Source organism: Roseateles sp. GW821-FHT09H11, from assembly GCF_059415845.1.
This window is the reverse complement of the sequence record NZ_JBWKOA010000006.1, coordinates 22,539-35,659: the sequence shown is the minus strand read 5'-3', so window position 1 is coordinate 35,659 and position 13,121 is coordinate 22,539. Positions and strand designations below refer to the sequence as shown.

Sequence of the window (13,121 nt, the reverse complement as noted above, 5' to 3'; positions counted from 1 at the left end):
ACGGCGCCGATCGGCCGCCCGCGCCGCTCGCGGCTACGATGTCGCCCGCCGCAAGAGACGGCAATGACACCACAACAACCGATCCCGCCCGAGCGGGATCAGAGGGAGTTCCCTTGAAGACATCCATCGCGGCCGTGCTGGCCGCTTCCGCCGTTGCCATGCCCGCGGCGCAGGCCGAGATCAGCGCCCAGTTCGACGTCGGCGCCAGCCAGTTCTCGAAGTCGCTGTGCCAGAGCAGCGGGCCCTGCGACCGCCACGGCGAGTTCAACCGGCTGCTGGTGGGCTACCACTTCGACAACGGTCTCGGCCTCGAGATCGGGCGAGTGGACTACGGCACCGTCCGCGTCGCGGCCGACAACTGGATGTGGGGTGTGCTCAAGAGTCGTGCGCTCACCGCCGGACTGTCGTATCGCCAACCGGTGTGGCGCACGCTGGGCGTGGTGGCGCGCGGCGGTGTGTCGTGGCAGAAGGCGGAACTGATGAACCCCGCGTACGGCAGGTTCTCTCGCTCCTCCGCCCAGCCCTATGCCGGCCTTGGATTGACCGTCGCCGTCAAGCCGTACTGGGGTGTGGAGCTCGGCGCGGACCTGAGCCGCGCCAGGCACTTCGATCTCTACGTCGACGACAAGCGCACCCTCAGCGCCTGGTACTTCGGGACGCGCTTCAGCTTCTGATCCCGCAGCGTCCGGCCCGCCCGGCCGGACTCGACCGGCAGCGCCGTCGGCTCAGTGACCGCCGCCGCTGCCCGGATTGCTGGCCGTCGGCTTGATCTGCGTCTGCAGCTCCGAAGCCATGCGCGCACGCTCGGCCTCGCTCAGCGCGGGGCCGCATTGCTTGCGTCCGAGCATCGACCCGGTGCGGGCTTCGCGCTCGCAGGACTCCGCCTTGACCGCCGAGGCCTTGTCCGTGTCCGGCGCGGCGCACGCGGCCAAGGTCGCCACCAGCGGCAGTGCCGCACAGATCCAGAATCTCATCGCGTCCTTCTCCCTGACCTTCATGGTTGTCGAGGCGATTCGCCCCGGCCGCCGATGCTATCGGCGCCCGCGTGCCTTCCGCCTCGGGACGAACGCGGAGTCCGTCAGCGCCCGGGCGGGGCGCGCACCGGCGATGATCGGGTCCTCACGGCGCCTTCTGCCCCGATGAGCCATCGACGCGACGCGTCCGCTCTGTTTTACTGCCCAGCCCCGCCGATCCTGCGGGACGTCTTCTGGAGGAATGCTTCTTGACACCGGGACTCAAACGCTTCTTCGCCAGCGAATCGGCCGGCGGCATCGTGCTCGCCATCGCCGCAGTCGTCGCGCTGTTCCTGTCCAACTCCCCCTGGCGGGAGCTGTACGCCGCCTTCACCCGCATCGAGGGCGAGGTCCGCATCGGCGGCGACTGGCTGGTGCTGGCCAAGCCGCTGCTGGTCTGGGTCAACGACCTGTGGATGGCCGTCTTCTTCTTCCTGGTCGGCCTGGAGATCAAACGCGAATTCGTCGGCGGGGAGCTGTCGGATCGGTCGCAGGCCGTGCTGCCCATCGTCGCCGCGTTCGGCGGCATGGCCGCGCCGGCGCTGATCTACGCGGGCCTCAACCTCGGCGACCCGGTGGCGCTGCACGGCTGGGCCATCCCCGCGGCGACCGACATCGCCTTCGCCATCGGCATCGTGATGCTGCTGGGCAGCCGCGTGCCGTCCTCGCTGAAGGTCTTCCTGACGGCGGTCGCGATCATCGACGACCTCGGCGCCATCGTCGTCATCGCGCTCTTCTACACGAGCCAGCTGTCGCTGATGGCGCTCGCCGGCGCCGCGGCCTGCCTCGCCGTCCTCTTCGCGCTCAACCGCGCCAAGGTCAGGCGCGCCGACGTCTACATCGTCGTGGGCCTCGTCCTGTGGACCTGCGTGTTGAAGTCGGGCGTCCACGCCACGCTGGCGGGCGTGGCCACCGCGCTCTTCATCCCGTCCGATGACGACGGCCACGGCCATTCGCCAGCCGAGGACCTCGAACACGCGCTCCACCCCTGGGTCGCGTTCCTGATCCTGCCCATGTTCGCCTTCGCCAATGCGGGCGTGTCGCTGCTCGGACTGCACGCCGGCGACCTGCTCCATCCGGTGTCCCTGGGCATCGCGCTGGGCCTGCTGCTGGGCAAGGCGATCGGCGTGTTCGGCAGCTCGTGGCTGATGATCCGGCTGGGCCTGGCGCAGAAGCCGGGCGGCGCCGACTGGGTCCAGCTCTTCGGCGTCTGCGTGCTGTGCGGCATCGGCTTCACGATGAGCCTGTTCATCGGCGGCCTGGCCTTCGAGGGACACGGCCCGGACTGGGAAACCCGCGTCAAGCTGGGTGTGCTTGGCGGGTCCATCCTGTCGGGTATCGCGGGGACGCTGATCCTGATGCGCAAGCGCGGCTGAGAACGCCGATCCGTCAATGAAGAAGGGGCCCGAGGGCCCCTTCGTCGTTCATGCGCCGTCGCGTGCATCGGCTCGGATGCTGGAGCCCCCCCCTGCTCAGTGCTTCTCGGTCGGGCCGTGCGACAGCAGCTTGTCGGTCATCGCGATCGCCAGCGCCGACAGCAGGAAGGCCAGGTGGATGACGGTCTGCCAGATCAGCGTCTGCTCCTGGAGGTTCTGCACGTTGATGAAGGTCTTGAGCAGATGGATCGACGAGATGCCGATGATGGCCGTCGCCAGCTTGACCTTCAGCACCGACGCGTTGACGTGGTCCAGCCACTCCGGCTGGTCGGGGTGGCCTTCGAGGTGCAGCCGCGACACGAAGGTCTCGTATCCGCCCACGATCACCATGATCAGCAGATTGGAGATCATGACCACGTCGATCAGCGCCAGCACGGCCAGCATGATGATGGTCTCGTTGAGCTTGGCCACGCCCACACCGGCCACACCGGCCTTGTAGCCCACGCTGTCGACCAGCAGCTTCAGCGCCTCCTGGTTGCCGAAAGCGGCCTCGACCAGATGTACCAGCTCGGTCCAGAACTGGAAGACGTACACGGCCTGTGCCACGATCAAGCCGAGGTACAGCGGCAGTTGAAGCCAGCGGCTGCCGAACATGATGGTGGCCATCGGATTGCGGCGGCGCTTCGGGCTGTCGGTCATCGGGGTAAGTCCTTCAAGTCGTAACTGGCGGGAACCGCCAAACCAGTTGATTTTAGTGAGAGCATGCCGCGTGCTCTTCTACAAGAGTAAGCACATCGTCAGTGTGAAAGCGGAGAGTTCGCCCGAGTGTGAACCTGAGTTCGAAGATCCCTGCCTGTACGGAGACATAGGCCATGAGCGACAAGATCAGCGACAAGATCTACAACCCCCCCGCATCCGCCGTCCAGGGCGCCCACGTGTCCGGCCTGGCCGCCTATGAGGCGCTGTGCAAGGAAGCGGAGGACGACTACGAAGGCTACTGGGCGCGCCTGGCGCGCGAGCTGCTGACCTGGAAGCAGCCCTTCACGACCGTGCTGAACGAATCGGACGCGCCGTTCTTCAAGTGGTTCGAGGACGGCAAGCTCAACGTCTCCTACAACTGCCTGGACCGTCACGTGGAAGCGGGCCGCGGCGACCGGGTCGCGATCATCTTCGAGGCCGACGACGGCACCACGACCCGCGTCACCTATGCCGAGCTGCTGGCCAGGACGGCGCAACTGGCCAACGCGCTGAAGGCGCGCGGTGTGAAGAAGGGCGACCGCGTCGTCATCTACATGCCGATGTCGGTCGAGGGCGTGGTCGCGATGCAGGCCTGCGCGCGCATCGGCGCGACGCACTCGGTGGTGTTCGGCGGCTTCTCGGCGCAATCGTTGCGCGACCGCGTCCAGGACGCCGGCGCCGTGATGGTGCTGACCGCCGACGAACAGGCGCGCGGCGGCAAGTCGCTGCCGCTCAAGGCCATCGTCGACGAGGCCCTGGCCGACAACAGCTGCCCCACGATCAAGCACGTCATCGTCTACAAGCGCACCGGCGGCAACATCGCCTGGGTCGACGGCCGCGACGAGTGGCTGCACGACGCGGTGTCCGGCCAGTCCTCGAGCTGCGAGCCGGAATGGGTCGAGGCCGAACACCCGCTGTTCCTGCTCTACACCTCGGGCTCGACCGGCAAGCCCAAGGGCGTTCAGCACAGCACCGGGGGCTACCTGCTGCATGCCGCGCTGACGACGAAGTGGACCTTCGACCTGAAGGACTCGGACGTCTTCTGGTGTACCGCCGACATCGGCTGGGTGACCGGCCACACCTACATCACCTACGGCCCGCTGGCGCTGGGCGGCACCGAGGTCGTCTTCGAGGGCATCCCGACCTTCCCGGACGCCGGCCGCTTCTGGCAGATGATCGAGAAGCACAAGGTCACGATCTTCTACACCGCGCCGACGGCGATCCGCTCGCTGATCAAGGCGGCCGAGGCGAACGAGGCCGTGCACCCGAAGCGCTACGACCTCAGCTCCCTGCGCATCCTGGGCTCGGTCGGCGAGCCGATCAACCCGGCCGCGTGGGAGTGGTATCACGAGCATGTCGGCGGCGGCCGCTGCCCCATCGTCGACACCTTCTGGCAGACGGAGACCGGCGGCCACATGATCACGCCGCTGCCGGGCGCCACGCCGCTGGTGCCGGGCTCCTGCACGCTGCCGTTCCCCGGCATCACCGCGGCCATCGTCGACGAGACCGGCAACGACGTGCCCAACGGGCAGGGCGGCATCCTGGTCGTCAAGAAGCCGTGGCCGTCGATGATCCGCACGATCTACGGCGATCCGGAGCGCTTCAAGAAGAGCTACTACCCGCCGGAGCTCAAGGGCTACTACCTGGCCGGCGACGGCGCCATCCGCGACGCCGACAACGGCTACTTCACGATCACCGGCCGCATCGACGACGTGTTGAACGTGTCGGGCCACCGCATGGGCACGATGGAGATCGAGTCCGCGCTGGTCAGCTGCACCGAACTGGTGGCCGAGGCGGCGGTCGTCGGCCGTCCGGACGACACGACCGGCGAGGCGATCTGCGCCTTCGTCGTCCTCAAGCGCGCGCGTCCGAGCGGCGACGAGGCCAAGGCCATCGCCAAGCAGCTGCGCGACTGGGTGGCCAAGGAGATCGGTCCGATCGCCAAGCCCAAGGACATCCGCTTCGGCGACAACCTGCCCAAGACGCGCAGCGGCAAGATCATGCGGCGCCTGCTGCGCTCGGTCGCGAAGGGGGAGAGCGTCACGCAGGACACCTCCACCTTGGAGAACCCGGCCATCCTGGAACAGCTCGGACAGGCCTATTGAGGACACCGGTCCGATGCCGCGCGCGGGATGCGCGTGGCATCCCCGTTGTCATCGGTTCCTCAGGCGTTTCTCCTCTGAAGACCGTCGCAGCCCCGCTTTCGCGGGGCTTTTTCTTGCGCTGGCGCAAGCGGAAAACCGCCTCGATGCCTCGACCTTGGTGAGCGGCTGACCTTCACGTGGCAGCGGACGCGCGATCCACACTCCGACGGGTTGTGGAGCCCGGACGCGCCCGGGCCAAGAATGCCGGCTCCGTTCCGTCAGGAGCGGTGCCCGCGATCATGGCGGCGCTCGGGCGACACGGCGCGCCAGACGCCGCCCTCACAGAAGGAGTCGTTTGTGGAATATTCGTTCACGCTCAAGTACCAGATGCCGCCGTCGGACTGCGAGGAAGAGCCGTTGAAACAACGGCTCGCATCCGTCGGCTGCAAGGACGTGCGGGTCGCCGTGGGCCTGCGCGGCAGGATGATGCTGAGCTTCGCCAGAGGCGCCGAGCGCGCCGACCAGGCCTTGCTGGGCGCGCTGCGCGAGGTCCGCAAGGCCATCCCCGGCGCGCGGCTGATCGAGGCGGGGCCGGACATGGTCGGCCTGACCGACGTGGCGGCGCTGGTGGGGGTGTCCCGCCAGAACATGCGCAAGCTGATGCTCACGCACCCGATGAGTTTTCCGTCGCCGATCCATGAGGGCAACTCGTCCTCGGTCTGGCATCTGTGGGACGTGCTGCGCTGGATGCAGGGGCGGGGCGGCTACAAGATCGACGAGGCCATCCTCGAGCTCGCGACGGTGGCCAAGGCCGTCAATCTCGCCCGCGAGAGCCGCCACCTCGACGAGCGGCGGCGCGACGAGCTGCTCAAGCTCGTGGCCTGACGAGGCCACCACGGGCCCGCCCGACCATCCTGAAAAAGCAAAGGCCCCGAAGGGCCTGCAGGGTGGGGGCGTCGCGGGACGCCCGGTCGACGATCACTTCAAGCGATCACTTCGTCGACAGGATCCACTTGGCGAGCTGCTCCGCCTCCGCCGGGCTGACCTGCGTGTTGGCCGGCATCGGCACCGGACCCCAGACGCCGGAGCCGCCCTTGATGATCTTCTCGGCCAGCTTCTTCACCGCGTCCTTGTCCGCGGCGTACTTGGCCGCGACGTCCTTGTAGGCGGGGCCGACCAGCTTCTTGTCGACCGCATGGCAGGCCATGCAGTTCTTCTTCTGCGCCAGTTCGGGACTGGCGAAGGCGCTGGGCGCGGTCAACGTGGCGGCGAGGGCCGCGGAGATGAACAGGGCGTTTCTCATGGCATCCTTTCAGGTGTCGCCGGGCCTCCGAATGGCGCCACAATCGCCGCCGCGACATGACGAGTCGCGACGCAAGTCGACGAGTGGCTGGGAGATTCCGGGCTCGCGCGATTGTAGTGTTGAGGGACGCGCCGACCGGGCGTGCGCACGAGGAGAACGACGATGTGGTTGATGGTGATCGGTGTCTTGTTGATCCTTCTCAAACTGGCCGCCGTCGGCCCGTTTGAGACGCTGAGCTGGTGGTGGGTGCTGTCGCCCTTCCCGGTGGCCGTCGTGTGGTGGGAGATTGCCGACAAGACGGGCTACACCAAGAAGAAGGAGATGGACAAGATGGACGAGAAGAAGGAATCGCGCCGCCAACGTCAGCTCGACGCCATCGGCCAGGGCGACAAGACGCGCAAGAAGCGTTGAAGCTTCCCGCGCCTACCCCTCACTCGAACTTGTCGAGCACCGCGCCGGAGCTGGCGCTCGATGCGTTCTTCGCGAATTTCGCCAGCACGCCCCGCGTGTAGCGCGGCGCGGGCTGCTTCCATGCCGCCTTGCGGCGGGCGAGTTCGGCGTCGTCGACGTTGAGCTGCAGCAGCAGTTGCAGCGCATCGATGGTGATGGAATCGCCTTCGTTGACCAGCGCGATCGTGCCGCCCGCGTAGGCTTCCGGCGCGACGTGGCCGACGACCATGCCCCAGGTGCCGCCCGAGAAGCGGCCGTCGGTGATCAGGCCGACGCTCTCGCCCAGGCCCTGGCCGATCAGCGCCCCGGTCGGCGCCAGCATCTCCGGCATGCCCGGACCGCCCTTGGGTCCGAGGTAACGCAGCACCATCACGTCGCCCGCCTTGATCTGGTTGGCCATGATGGCCGCGAGCGCCGACTGCTCGTCGTCGAAGACGCGCGCCGGGCCGGTGATGACCGGGTTCTTGAGGCCGGTGATCTTGGCGACGCAGCCCTCGGGCGACAGGTTGCCCTTCAGGATGGCCAGGTGGCCTTGCGCGTAGATCGGATCGTCGACGGCGCGGATGACCTCCTGGTCGGGCGACAGGTCCGGCACGTCGGCCAGGTTCTCCGCCACGGTCTTGCCGGTGATCGTGATGCAGTCGCCGTGCAGCAGGCCGGCCTTCAGCAGCTGCTTCATCACCGCCGGGATGCCGCCGGCCTTGTGCAGGTCCACGGCCAGGAAACGGCCGCTGGGCTTGAGGTCGCACAGCACCGGGATCTTCGTGCGCATGCGCTCGAAATCGTCGATGGTCCAGTCCACCTCGGCCGCATGCGCGATCGCCAGGAAGTGCAGCACCGCGTTGGTCGAGCCGCCGGTGGCCATGATCACGGCGACGGCGTTCTCGATCGCCTGCTTGGTCACGATGTCGCGCGGCTTCAGGTCGGCCTTGACGGCGGCGACCAGGTAGTCGGCGGCGCGTCTGGTGTTCTCGACGACCTCGTCCTCCACGTTGGACATGCTGGAGGAGTAGGGCAGCGACATGCCCAGTGCCTCGAAGGCCGAGCTCATCGTGTTGGCGGTGTACATGCCGCCGCAGGAGCCGCTGCCGGGGATGGCGCGTTTCTCGATCTGGCAGAAGTCTTCCTCGCTCATCTTGCCGGCGCTGAACTGGCCGACCGCCTCGAAGACGCTGACGATGTTGAGGTCCTGGCCCTTGTAGTGGCCCGGCTTGATGGTGCCGCCGTAGATGTAGATCGCCGGCACGTTGGCGCGCAGCATGCCCATCATGCCGCCGGGCATGTTCTTGTCGCAGCCGCCGATGACCATCACGCCGTCCAGCCACTGGCCGCCGACGCAGGTCTCGACGCAGTCGGAGATGACCTCGCGCGAGACCAGCGAGTACTTCATGCCCTCGGTGCCCATGGCCATGCCGTCGGAGATCGTCGGCGTGCCGAAGAGCTGCGCGTTCGCGCCGGCGGCCTTCAGGCCGATGACCGCGGCATCGGCCAGCTTCTGCAGGCCGGAGTTGCACGGCGTGATCGTCGAGTGGCCGTTGGCCACGCCGATCATCGGCTTGCCGAAGTCGCCTTCCTGGTAGCCCATGCCGTAGTACATCGACCGGTTCGGCGCGCGCGCGACGCCCTCGGTGATGTGCTTCGAGCGGCGGTTGGGCGCGTCGTCGTGAGGCGCAGGGGCGTTGTTCTTGGGGTCGGTCATGGCGTCATCCTGGCGAGCGAGGCTTGGAGCGCGCCAGTATGCGTCGCGCCTTCTTGCGGGTCCAATATATAGTTGTCGGTGTTTTGATTCATGCCATGTATCGATGATCGAACTCCGCCCCTTGCGTCAGTTCCTGGTGCTGGCCGAGGAACTGCACTTCGGCCGCGCCGCCGAGCGGCTGCACATGACGCAGCCGCCGCTGAGCCTGGCCGTGCAGAAGCTGGAGGCGCAGCTGGGCGTCCAGCTGCTGGAGCGCGGTCGCCGCACCGTCGCGCTGACGGCGGCCGGGTTGGCGCTGGTCGAGGCCTCCGCGAGGCTGGTGGAGCAGGCCGACCAGGTGCCCGCCCGCGTCCGCGCTGCGGCCACCGGCGAAGCCGGCAGGCTGAGCCTGGGTTTCGTGTCGACCGTCGGTTACGGCGACATGCCGCGTTGGCTGCGGCTGTTCCGCGAAGCGTTGCCGGACGTGCAGCTCGCATTGCGCGAGGCCACGCTCGATGTCCAGCTGCGCGGTTTCGAGACGGGCGAGCTCGACGCCGGTTTCGCGATCCATGCGCCCGGCGCCGAACCGGCCGGCTTCGACTGCCTGACCGTGTCGACCGAGCCGCTGGTGCTGGCGCATCCCGAGGACTGGGCGCTGGCGCGACGCCGCGGTCCGTCGCTCGAGGACGTGCTGCGCGAGCCGCTGGTCGTGTTCCCGCGCGAGATCGCGCCGTCGCTGTTCGACGCGCTGCTCGGTTTCTACCGCGCGCACGGCGCGACGCCTCACATCGCGCAGGAGGCCATCCAGATGCAGACCATCGTCAACCTGGTGTCGGCGGGCATGGGCGTGGCCTGGGTGCCGCAGTCGGTCTGCGCGCTGCAGCGGCCCGGCGTGCGCTACCGGCCGTGGCCGTCCGCGCGCGTACCGGCCTGCGATACCAGCCTGATCTGGCGCCGCGATGCGTCGCCGGTGGTGCATCGCTTCGTCGACCACGTCCGCGGTCAGGTGAAAGTCAAGGCATGACCCCGCGCGGACCGGGCTCGAAGGGGCAGGTCCGGCCTGTTTGTTGCCGATGGTGAAGACGAAGGTGAAGTTCCGTGTTCGGCATGCAGGGGGCATGCAGGCCCGGCGGACTTCTGCGACCATCTGCCGATGAAAGGACCTTCTCCCGTGAAAGCTCCCCGCAAGAACGACGACACCGCCCGCCGCGGCACCTGGCGACGCCTGATCGGCGCGATCTGCGTCGTGACCGGTTTCTCGATGCTCATGAGCGTGGCCTTCGCGACGACGGCCCAGGCCGCGGTGCTGAAGGAGACGGAGCTGCAGGCGCTGCTCGACGCCGGCCGCGCGGACGATCTGGAGAAGCTCGCCGCACAGCGCCTGAAAGCGGATCCGGACGATCCGCAGGCGGTGGCCGCGCTGGCGCTGGCGCAGCTCGATCTGGTCGACGGCGCGGTGTTGAAGCAGAACACGCAGCGCCTGGAGCAATGCGTGCAGCGCACGCCGAACGAAGGCGCCTGCCATTACGCACTGGCGCTGGCGCTGGTGATGCAGGCGCGCGGCGGCAGCAAGCTCAAGGCGCTGGGGTCGCTGGGCCGGGTCAGCGAGCTGGCGCAGCGCGCGATGACGCTGCTGCCCGACGCGCCCGAGCCGCGCAGTGCGCTGCAGCAGTACTACCTGGCCCTGCCGAGCTTCGTCGGGGGCGGGGAGTCGAAGGCGCGCGCCCTCGAGCAGGACGTGAAGGACCCGGCCCAGTTGAGCCTGATGCGTGCGCGGGTGGCGGCGTCGAAGAAGGACTGGCCGGCGATGGAGAAGGCCTTGCGCGCCGTGCGCACGCAGCGGCCCGAACTGCTGCTGGAGCAACGCGTGCTGTGGAGCGACTACGGTCGCAACCTGTTCTTCAGCGAGCAGAAGGAGCGGGCGGTGCCGTGGTTCGAGGAACTGCTCAAGAGCCAGCCCACCCAGGCGATGGGCGCCTACGGCCTGGGCCGCGCATACGACGCGCTGGGCCAGTACGACAAGGCGGTGGCCGCTTTCGAGCGCGCCCGCGGCATGTTGGGCGCCGAGCAACTGGGCCTGGACCGGCGCCTGGGCAGCGCGTTGGCGGGCAAGGGCGACAAGGCCGGCGCGCGCGTGGCGCTGCAACGTTGCATCGACAACCGCCGCGGCAGCAACGGCGACATCGAGGACTGCCGCAAGCAGCTCGCCGCGCTCGGCGCTCCCTGACGATCACCTCGGTGGCTCGGAGCGAGGCAGGCCGGTGCCCCTTGGAGCGAATTCCGAGCGGCGAGGAGGAGATTGAGCGGAAAGGGGCACCGGCCTGCCTCGCGGTCGCTCCTCCGCTAAGTACCCCATGGGTGCCATTTATGATTCGCCCCTTCGCGACGCGGTAAAGCTTTCTCCATGTTGGTCCATCCCCAGTTCGACCCTGTGGCCATCTCGATTTTCGGGTGGCCGATCCATTGGTACGGGCTGATGTACCTGACGGCCTTCGGCCTGTTCCTGTGGCTGGGCAACCGGATGGTCCGCAAGCCTTGGAACGCGGCGCGCGGCTGGACCCGCCGCGACATCGACGACCTGCTGTTCTACGGCGTGCTGGGTGTGGTGCTGGGCGGGCGGCTGGGGTACGTGTTCTTCTACAAGCCGGGCTACTACCTGAGCCATCCGGGCGAGATCCTCGCGGTGTGGCAGGGCGGCATGTCCTTCCACGGCGGGTTGCTGGGCGTGATCGTGGCGCTGGCTTTCTTCGCGTGGCGGCGGGGTTTCAACTTCCTCGAGGTTGGCGACATCGTCGCGCCTTGCGTGCCCACCGGCCTGGCCGCGGGCCGTCTGGGCAATTTCATCAACGGCGAGTTGTGGGGCCGTCAGGCGGACCCCAGCCTGCCGTGGGCGATGGTGTTTCCGCAGGCCCATGATGCGGTGCTGACGCCGCGCCATCCGTCGCAGCTGTACCAGTTCCTGGGCGAGGGCGTGCTGCTGTTCATCGTGCTGTGGCTGTTCGCGCGCAAGCCGCGCCCGATGGCGGCGGTATCGGGGTTGTTCCTGGTCGGCTACGGCGTGGCGCGTTTCGTCGCCGAGTATTTCCGCGAGCCCGACAGCTTCCTCACGCTCGACAAGCAGCCGCTGCACCTGAGCCAGGGCCAGTGGCTGAGCGCGCCGATGATCGTCATCGGCGTCCTCATGATGCTGTGGGCCTACCGGCGCGCCGCCCGGCTGCAGGCCGCGCCCGCGGCCCGCTGAGCGGGGCGATCCCACTTCGAGACCAGACATGCGTCAGATCTTCTTCGATACCGAAACCACCGGCCTGAATCCCGAATCGGGCGACCGCGTCGTCGACATCGGCTGCGTGGAGATGGTCAACCGTCAGTTGACGGGCCGCCATCTGCACTTCTACCTGAACCCCGAGCGCGACATGCCGGAGGAGGCGTTCCGCGTCCACGGGCTGAGCAGCGAGTTCCTGTCGGACAAGCCCAAGTTCGCGCAGATCGTCGACGAGTTCCTCGAGTTCATCCGCGACGCGGAATTGATCGCGCACAACGCGGCCTTCGACGTCGGCTTCATCAATGCCGAGCTCAAGCGCTGCGGGCGCGCGCCGCTGCATGAATGCGTGGAAAGCGTGCGCGACACGCTGCTGATGGCGCGGGACATGTTCCCGGGCAAGGCGAACTCGCTGGACGCGCTGTGCCGCCGGCTCGAGGTCGACAACAGCAACCGCGGCCTGCACGGCGCGGTGAAGGACGCGGAGCTGCTGGCGGAGGTCTTCATCCGGCTGACGCGGGGTCAGGACTCGCTGGTCATCGACGACAACGCGTCGTCGTCGTCGGGCGAGGGCGGTCAGCTGGAAGTCGTGGCCATCGACTTCAGCGCCTTCGACCTGCCGGTCATCGCGGCGACGGCCGAGGAACTGGCGCTGCACGACAAGGCGCTGGCGGATCTCGACAAGGCCAGCGGCGGCAAGCGCATCTGGCAGGTGCCGGCGACGGTTTGAACGTCGGCTTGAGAGACGAGCGCCAAAGAGTTCTTGAATCACGTCAAATTCTCATGGCATAATCTTCGACTTTCCCGGACATCCAAAACAGCAGTTGAGCAAGCAGCTTGGCAGCGGTTGAGGACGACAAGACCGGGCGGTTAGCTCAGCGGTAGAGCACTGCCTTCACACGGCAGGGGTCGCAGGTTCGAACCCTGCACCGCCCACCAGAAAACTTCTTGTAAATCAATTAGTTATCTGGACCTTGTCATTCGGCTCGCCCGGGAGTGGTCCAAAACTGGTCCAAACAGGATTTCCGATCCTCTCAAAAATCGGGCGGTTAACTCAGCGGTAGAGTGCCACCTTCACACGGTGGAAGTCGCAGGTTCGAACCCTGCACCGCCCACCAACACCCTTCAGAACCCGGCCCCGCGCCGGGTTTTGCATTTCTACTATCGGTGTTGGATGCCTGATAGGAAAATTTCGCGCAGTTAACCGGATCATGCGTCCG

General features: G+C 67.5%; 13 protein-coding genes and 2 tRNA genes. 11 read left to right on the top strand and 4 right to left on the bottom strand.

The window, feature by feature from the left end; translation table 11 throughout:
- Positions 1-113 precede the first annotated feature (113 nt).
- Positions 114-674, top strand: a complete 561-nt coding sequence (locus AC07PR_RS19715) for an outer membrane beta-barrel protein (protein ID WP_495136294.1) — start codon at positions 114-116, stop codon at positions 672-674.
- 51 nt (positions 675-725) lie between these two features.
- Here AC07PR_RS19715 and AC07PR_RS19710 read toward each other — a convergent pair whose 3' ends face one another.
- Positions 726-974 carry a hypothetical protein gene (locus tag AC07PR_RS19710; RefSeq protein WP_377156132.1) on the bottom strand — a complete coding sequence of 83 codons (249 nt, stop codon included), beginning with the start codon at positions 972-974 and terminating at the stop codon, positions 726-728.
- 248 nt (positions 975-1,222) lie between these two features.
- Here AC07PR_RS19710 and nhaA point away from each other — a divergent pair, with 248 nt between their 5' ends.
- A complete protein-coding gene (nhaA, locus tag AC07PR_RS19705) occupies positions 1,223-2,389 on the top strand; it encodes a Na+/H+ antiporter NhaA (protein ID WP_495136293.1) in 1,167 nt (388 codons plus the stop codon).
- A gap of 96 nt (positions 2,390-2,485) precedes the next feature.
- On the opposite strand, the gene AC07PR_RS19700 is transcribed toward nhaA, so the two are convergent.
- Positions 2,486-3,088, bottom strand: a complete 603-nt coding sequence (locus AC07PR_RS19700; protein WP_377156129.1) for a TIGR00645 family protein — start codon at positions 3,086-3,088, stop codon at positions 2,486-2,488.
- 173 nt (positions 3,089-3,261) lie between these two features.
- On the opposite strand from AC07PR_RS19700, the gene acs reads away from it, so the two are divergent.
- Positions 3,262-5,232 (top strand): acetate--CoA ligase, encoded by a 1,971-nt coding sequence (acs, locus tag AC07PR_RS19695; protein ID WP_431102563.1) that lies wholly within the window; start codon positions 3,262-3,264, stop codon positions 5,230-5,232.
- A 336-nt stretch (positions 5,233-5,568) separates the two neighbouring features.
- Complete coding sequence (locus tag AC07PR_RS19690; RefSeq protein ID WP_377156124.1) at positions 5,569-6,096, top strand: helix-turn-helix transcriptional regulator; 528 nt, start codon at positions 5,569-5,571, stop codon at positions 6,094-6,096.
- A gap of 106 nt (positions 6,097-6,202) precedes the next feature.
- Here the strand turns inward: AC07PR_RS19690 and AC07PR_RS19685 are convergent, their stop codons facing one another.
- Positions 6,203-6,514, bottom strand: coding sequence for a c-type cytochrome (locus AC07PR_RS19685; protein WP_377156122.1), 312 nt, complete (start codon positions 6,512-6,514; stop codon positions 6,203-6,205).
- A 162-nt stretch (positions 6,515-6,676) separates the two neighbouring features.
- On the opposite strand from AC07PR_RS19685, the gene AC07PR_RS19680 reads away from it, so the two are divergent.
- On the top strand, positions 6,677-6,925 hold the full coding sequence (locus tag AC07PR_RS19680) for a TIGR04438 family Trp-rich protein (RefSeq protein WP_377156120.1): 249 nt from the start codon (positions 6,677-6,679) through the stop codon (positions 6,923-6,925).
- A 19-nt stretch (positions 6,926-6,944) separates the two neighbouring features.
- Here the strand turns inward: AC07PR_RS19680 and ilvD are convergent, their stop codons facing one another.
- A complete protein-coding gene (gene ilvD / locus AC07PR_RS19675; protein WP_377156118.1) occupies positions 6,945-8,663 on the bottom strand; it encodes a dihydroxy-acid dehydratase in 1,719 nt (572 codons plus the stop codon).
- 103 nt (positions 8,664-8,766) lie between these two features.
- Here ilvD and AC07PR_RS19670 point away from each other — a divergent pair, with 103 nt between their 5' ends.
- The 6 genes from AC07PR_RS19670 to AC07PR_RS19645 all read left to right on the top strand — a co-directional run bounded on the left by AC07PR_RS19670 (position 8,767) and on the right by AC07PR_RS19645 (position 13,019).
- Complete coding sequence (locus tag AC07PR_RS19670; protein ID WP_377156116.1) at positions 8,767-9,666, top strand: LysR family transcriptional regulator; 900 nt, start codon at positions 8,767-8,769, stop codon at positions 9,664-9,666.
- 147 nt (positions 9,667-9,813) lie between these two features.
- Entirely contained in the window at positions 9,814-10,869 is a 1,056-nt protein-coding gene (locus tag AC07PR_RS19665) for a tetratricopeptide repeat protein (protein ID WP_377156115.1), read from the top strand.
- A gap of 177 nt (positions 10,870-11,046) precedes the next feature.
- Positions 11,047-11,883, top strand: a complete 837-nt coding sequence (lgt, locus tag AC07PR_RS19660) for a prolipoprotein diacylglyceryl transferase (RefSeq protein ID WP_377156113.1) — start codon at positions 11,047-11,049, stop codon at positions 11,881-11,883.
- A gap of 28 nt (positions 11,884-11,911) precedes the next feature.
- Positions 11,912-12,631, top strand: coding sequence for a DNA polymerase III subunit epsilon (gene dnaQ / locus AC07PR_RS19655; RefSeq protein ID WP_377156112.1), 720 nt, complete (start codon positions 11,912-11,914; stop codon positions 12,629-12,631).
- Positions 12,632-12,765: 134 nt separating this feature from the next.
- Positions 12,766-12,840, top strand: a tRNA-Val gene (locus AC07PR_RS19650).
- Between the two features lie 104 nt (positions 12,841-12,944).
- Positions 12,945-13,019: transfer RNA gene (locus AC07PR_RS19645), tRNA-Val, on the top strand.
- Positions 13,020-13,121 lie beyond the last annotated feature (102 nt).

Coding starts and splice junctions, on each gene's coding strand:
- AC07PR_RS19710 (WP_377156132.1), bottom strand. CDS start 974: ATGAGATTCTGGATCTGTGCGGCACTGCCGCTGGTGGCGACCTTGGCC.
- AC07PR_RS19700 (WP_377156129.1), bottom strand. CDS start 3,088: ATGACCGACAGCCCGAAGCGCCGCCGCAATCCGATGGCCACCATCATG.
- acs (WP_431102563.1), top strand. CDS start 3,262: ATGAGCGACAAGATCAGCGACAAGATCTACAACCCCCCCGCATCCGCC.
- AC07PR_RS19685 (WP_377156122.1), bottom strand. CDS start 6,514: ATGAGAAACGCCCTGTTCATCTCCGCGGCCCTCGCCGCCACGTTGACC.
- AC07PR_RS19680 (WP_377156120.1), top strand. CDS start 6,677: ATGTGGTTGATGGTGATCGGTGTCTTGTTGATCCTTCTCAAACTGGCC.
- ilvD (WP_377156118.1), bottom strand. CDS start 8,663: ATGACCGACCCCAAGAACAACGCCCCTGCGCCTCACGACGACGCGCCC.
- AC07PR_RS19670 (WP_377156116.1), top strand. CDS start 8,767: ATGATCGAACTCCGCCCCTTGCGTCAGTTCCTGGTGCTGGCCGAGGAA.
- lgt (WP_377156113.1), top strand. CDS start 11,047: ATGTTGGTCCATCCCCAGTTCGACCCTGTGGCCATCTCGATTTTCGGG.
- dnaQ (WP_377156112.1), top strand. CDS start 11,912: ATGCGTCAGATCTTCTTCGATACCGAAACCACCGGCCTGAATCCCGAA.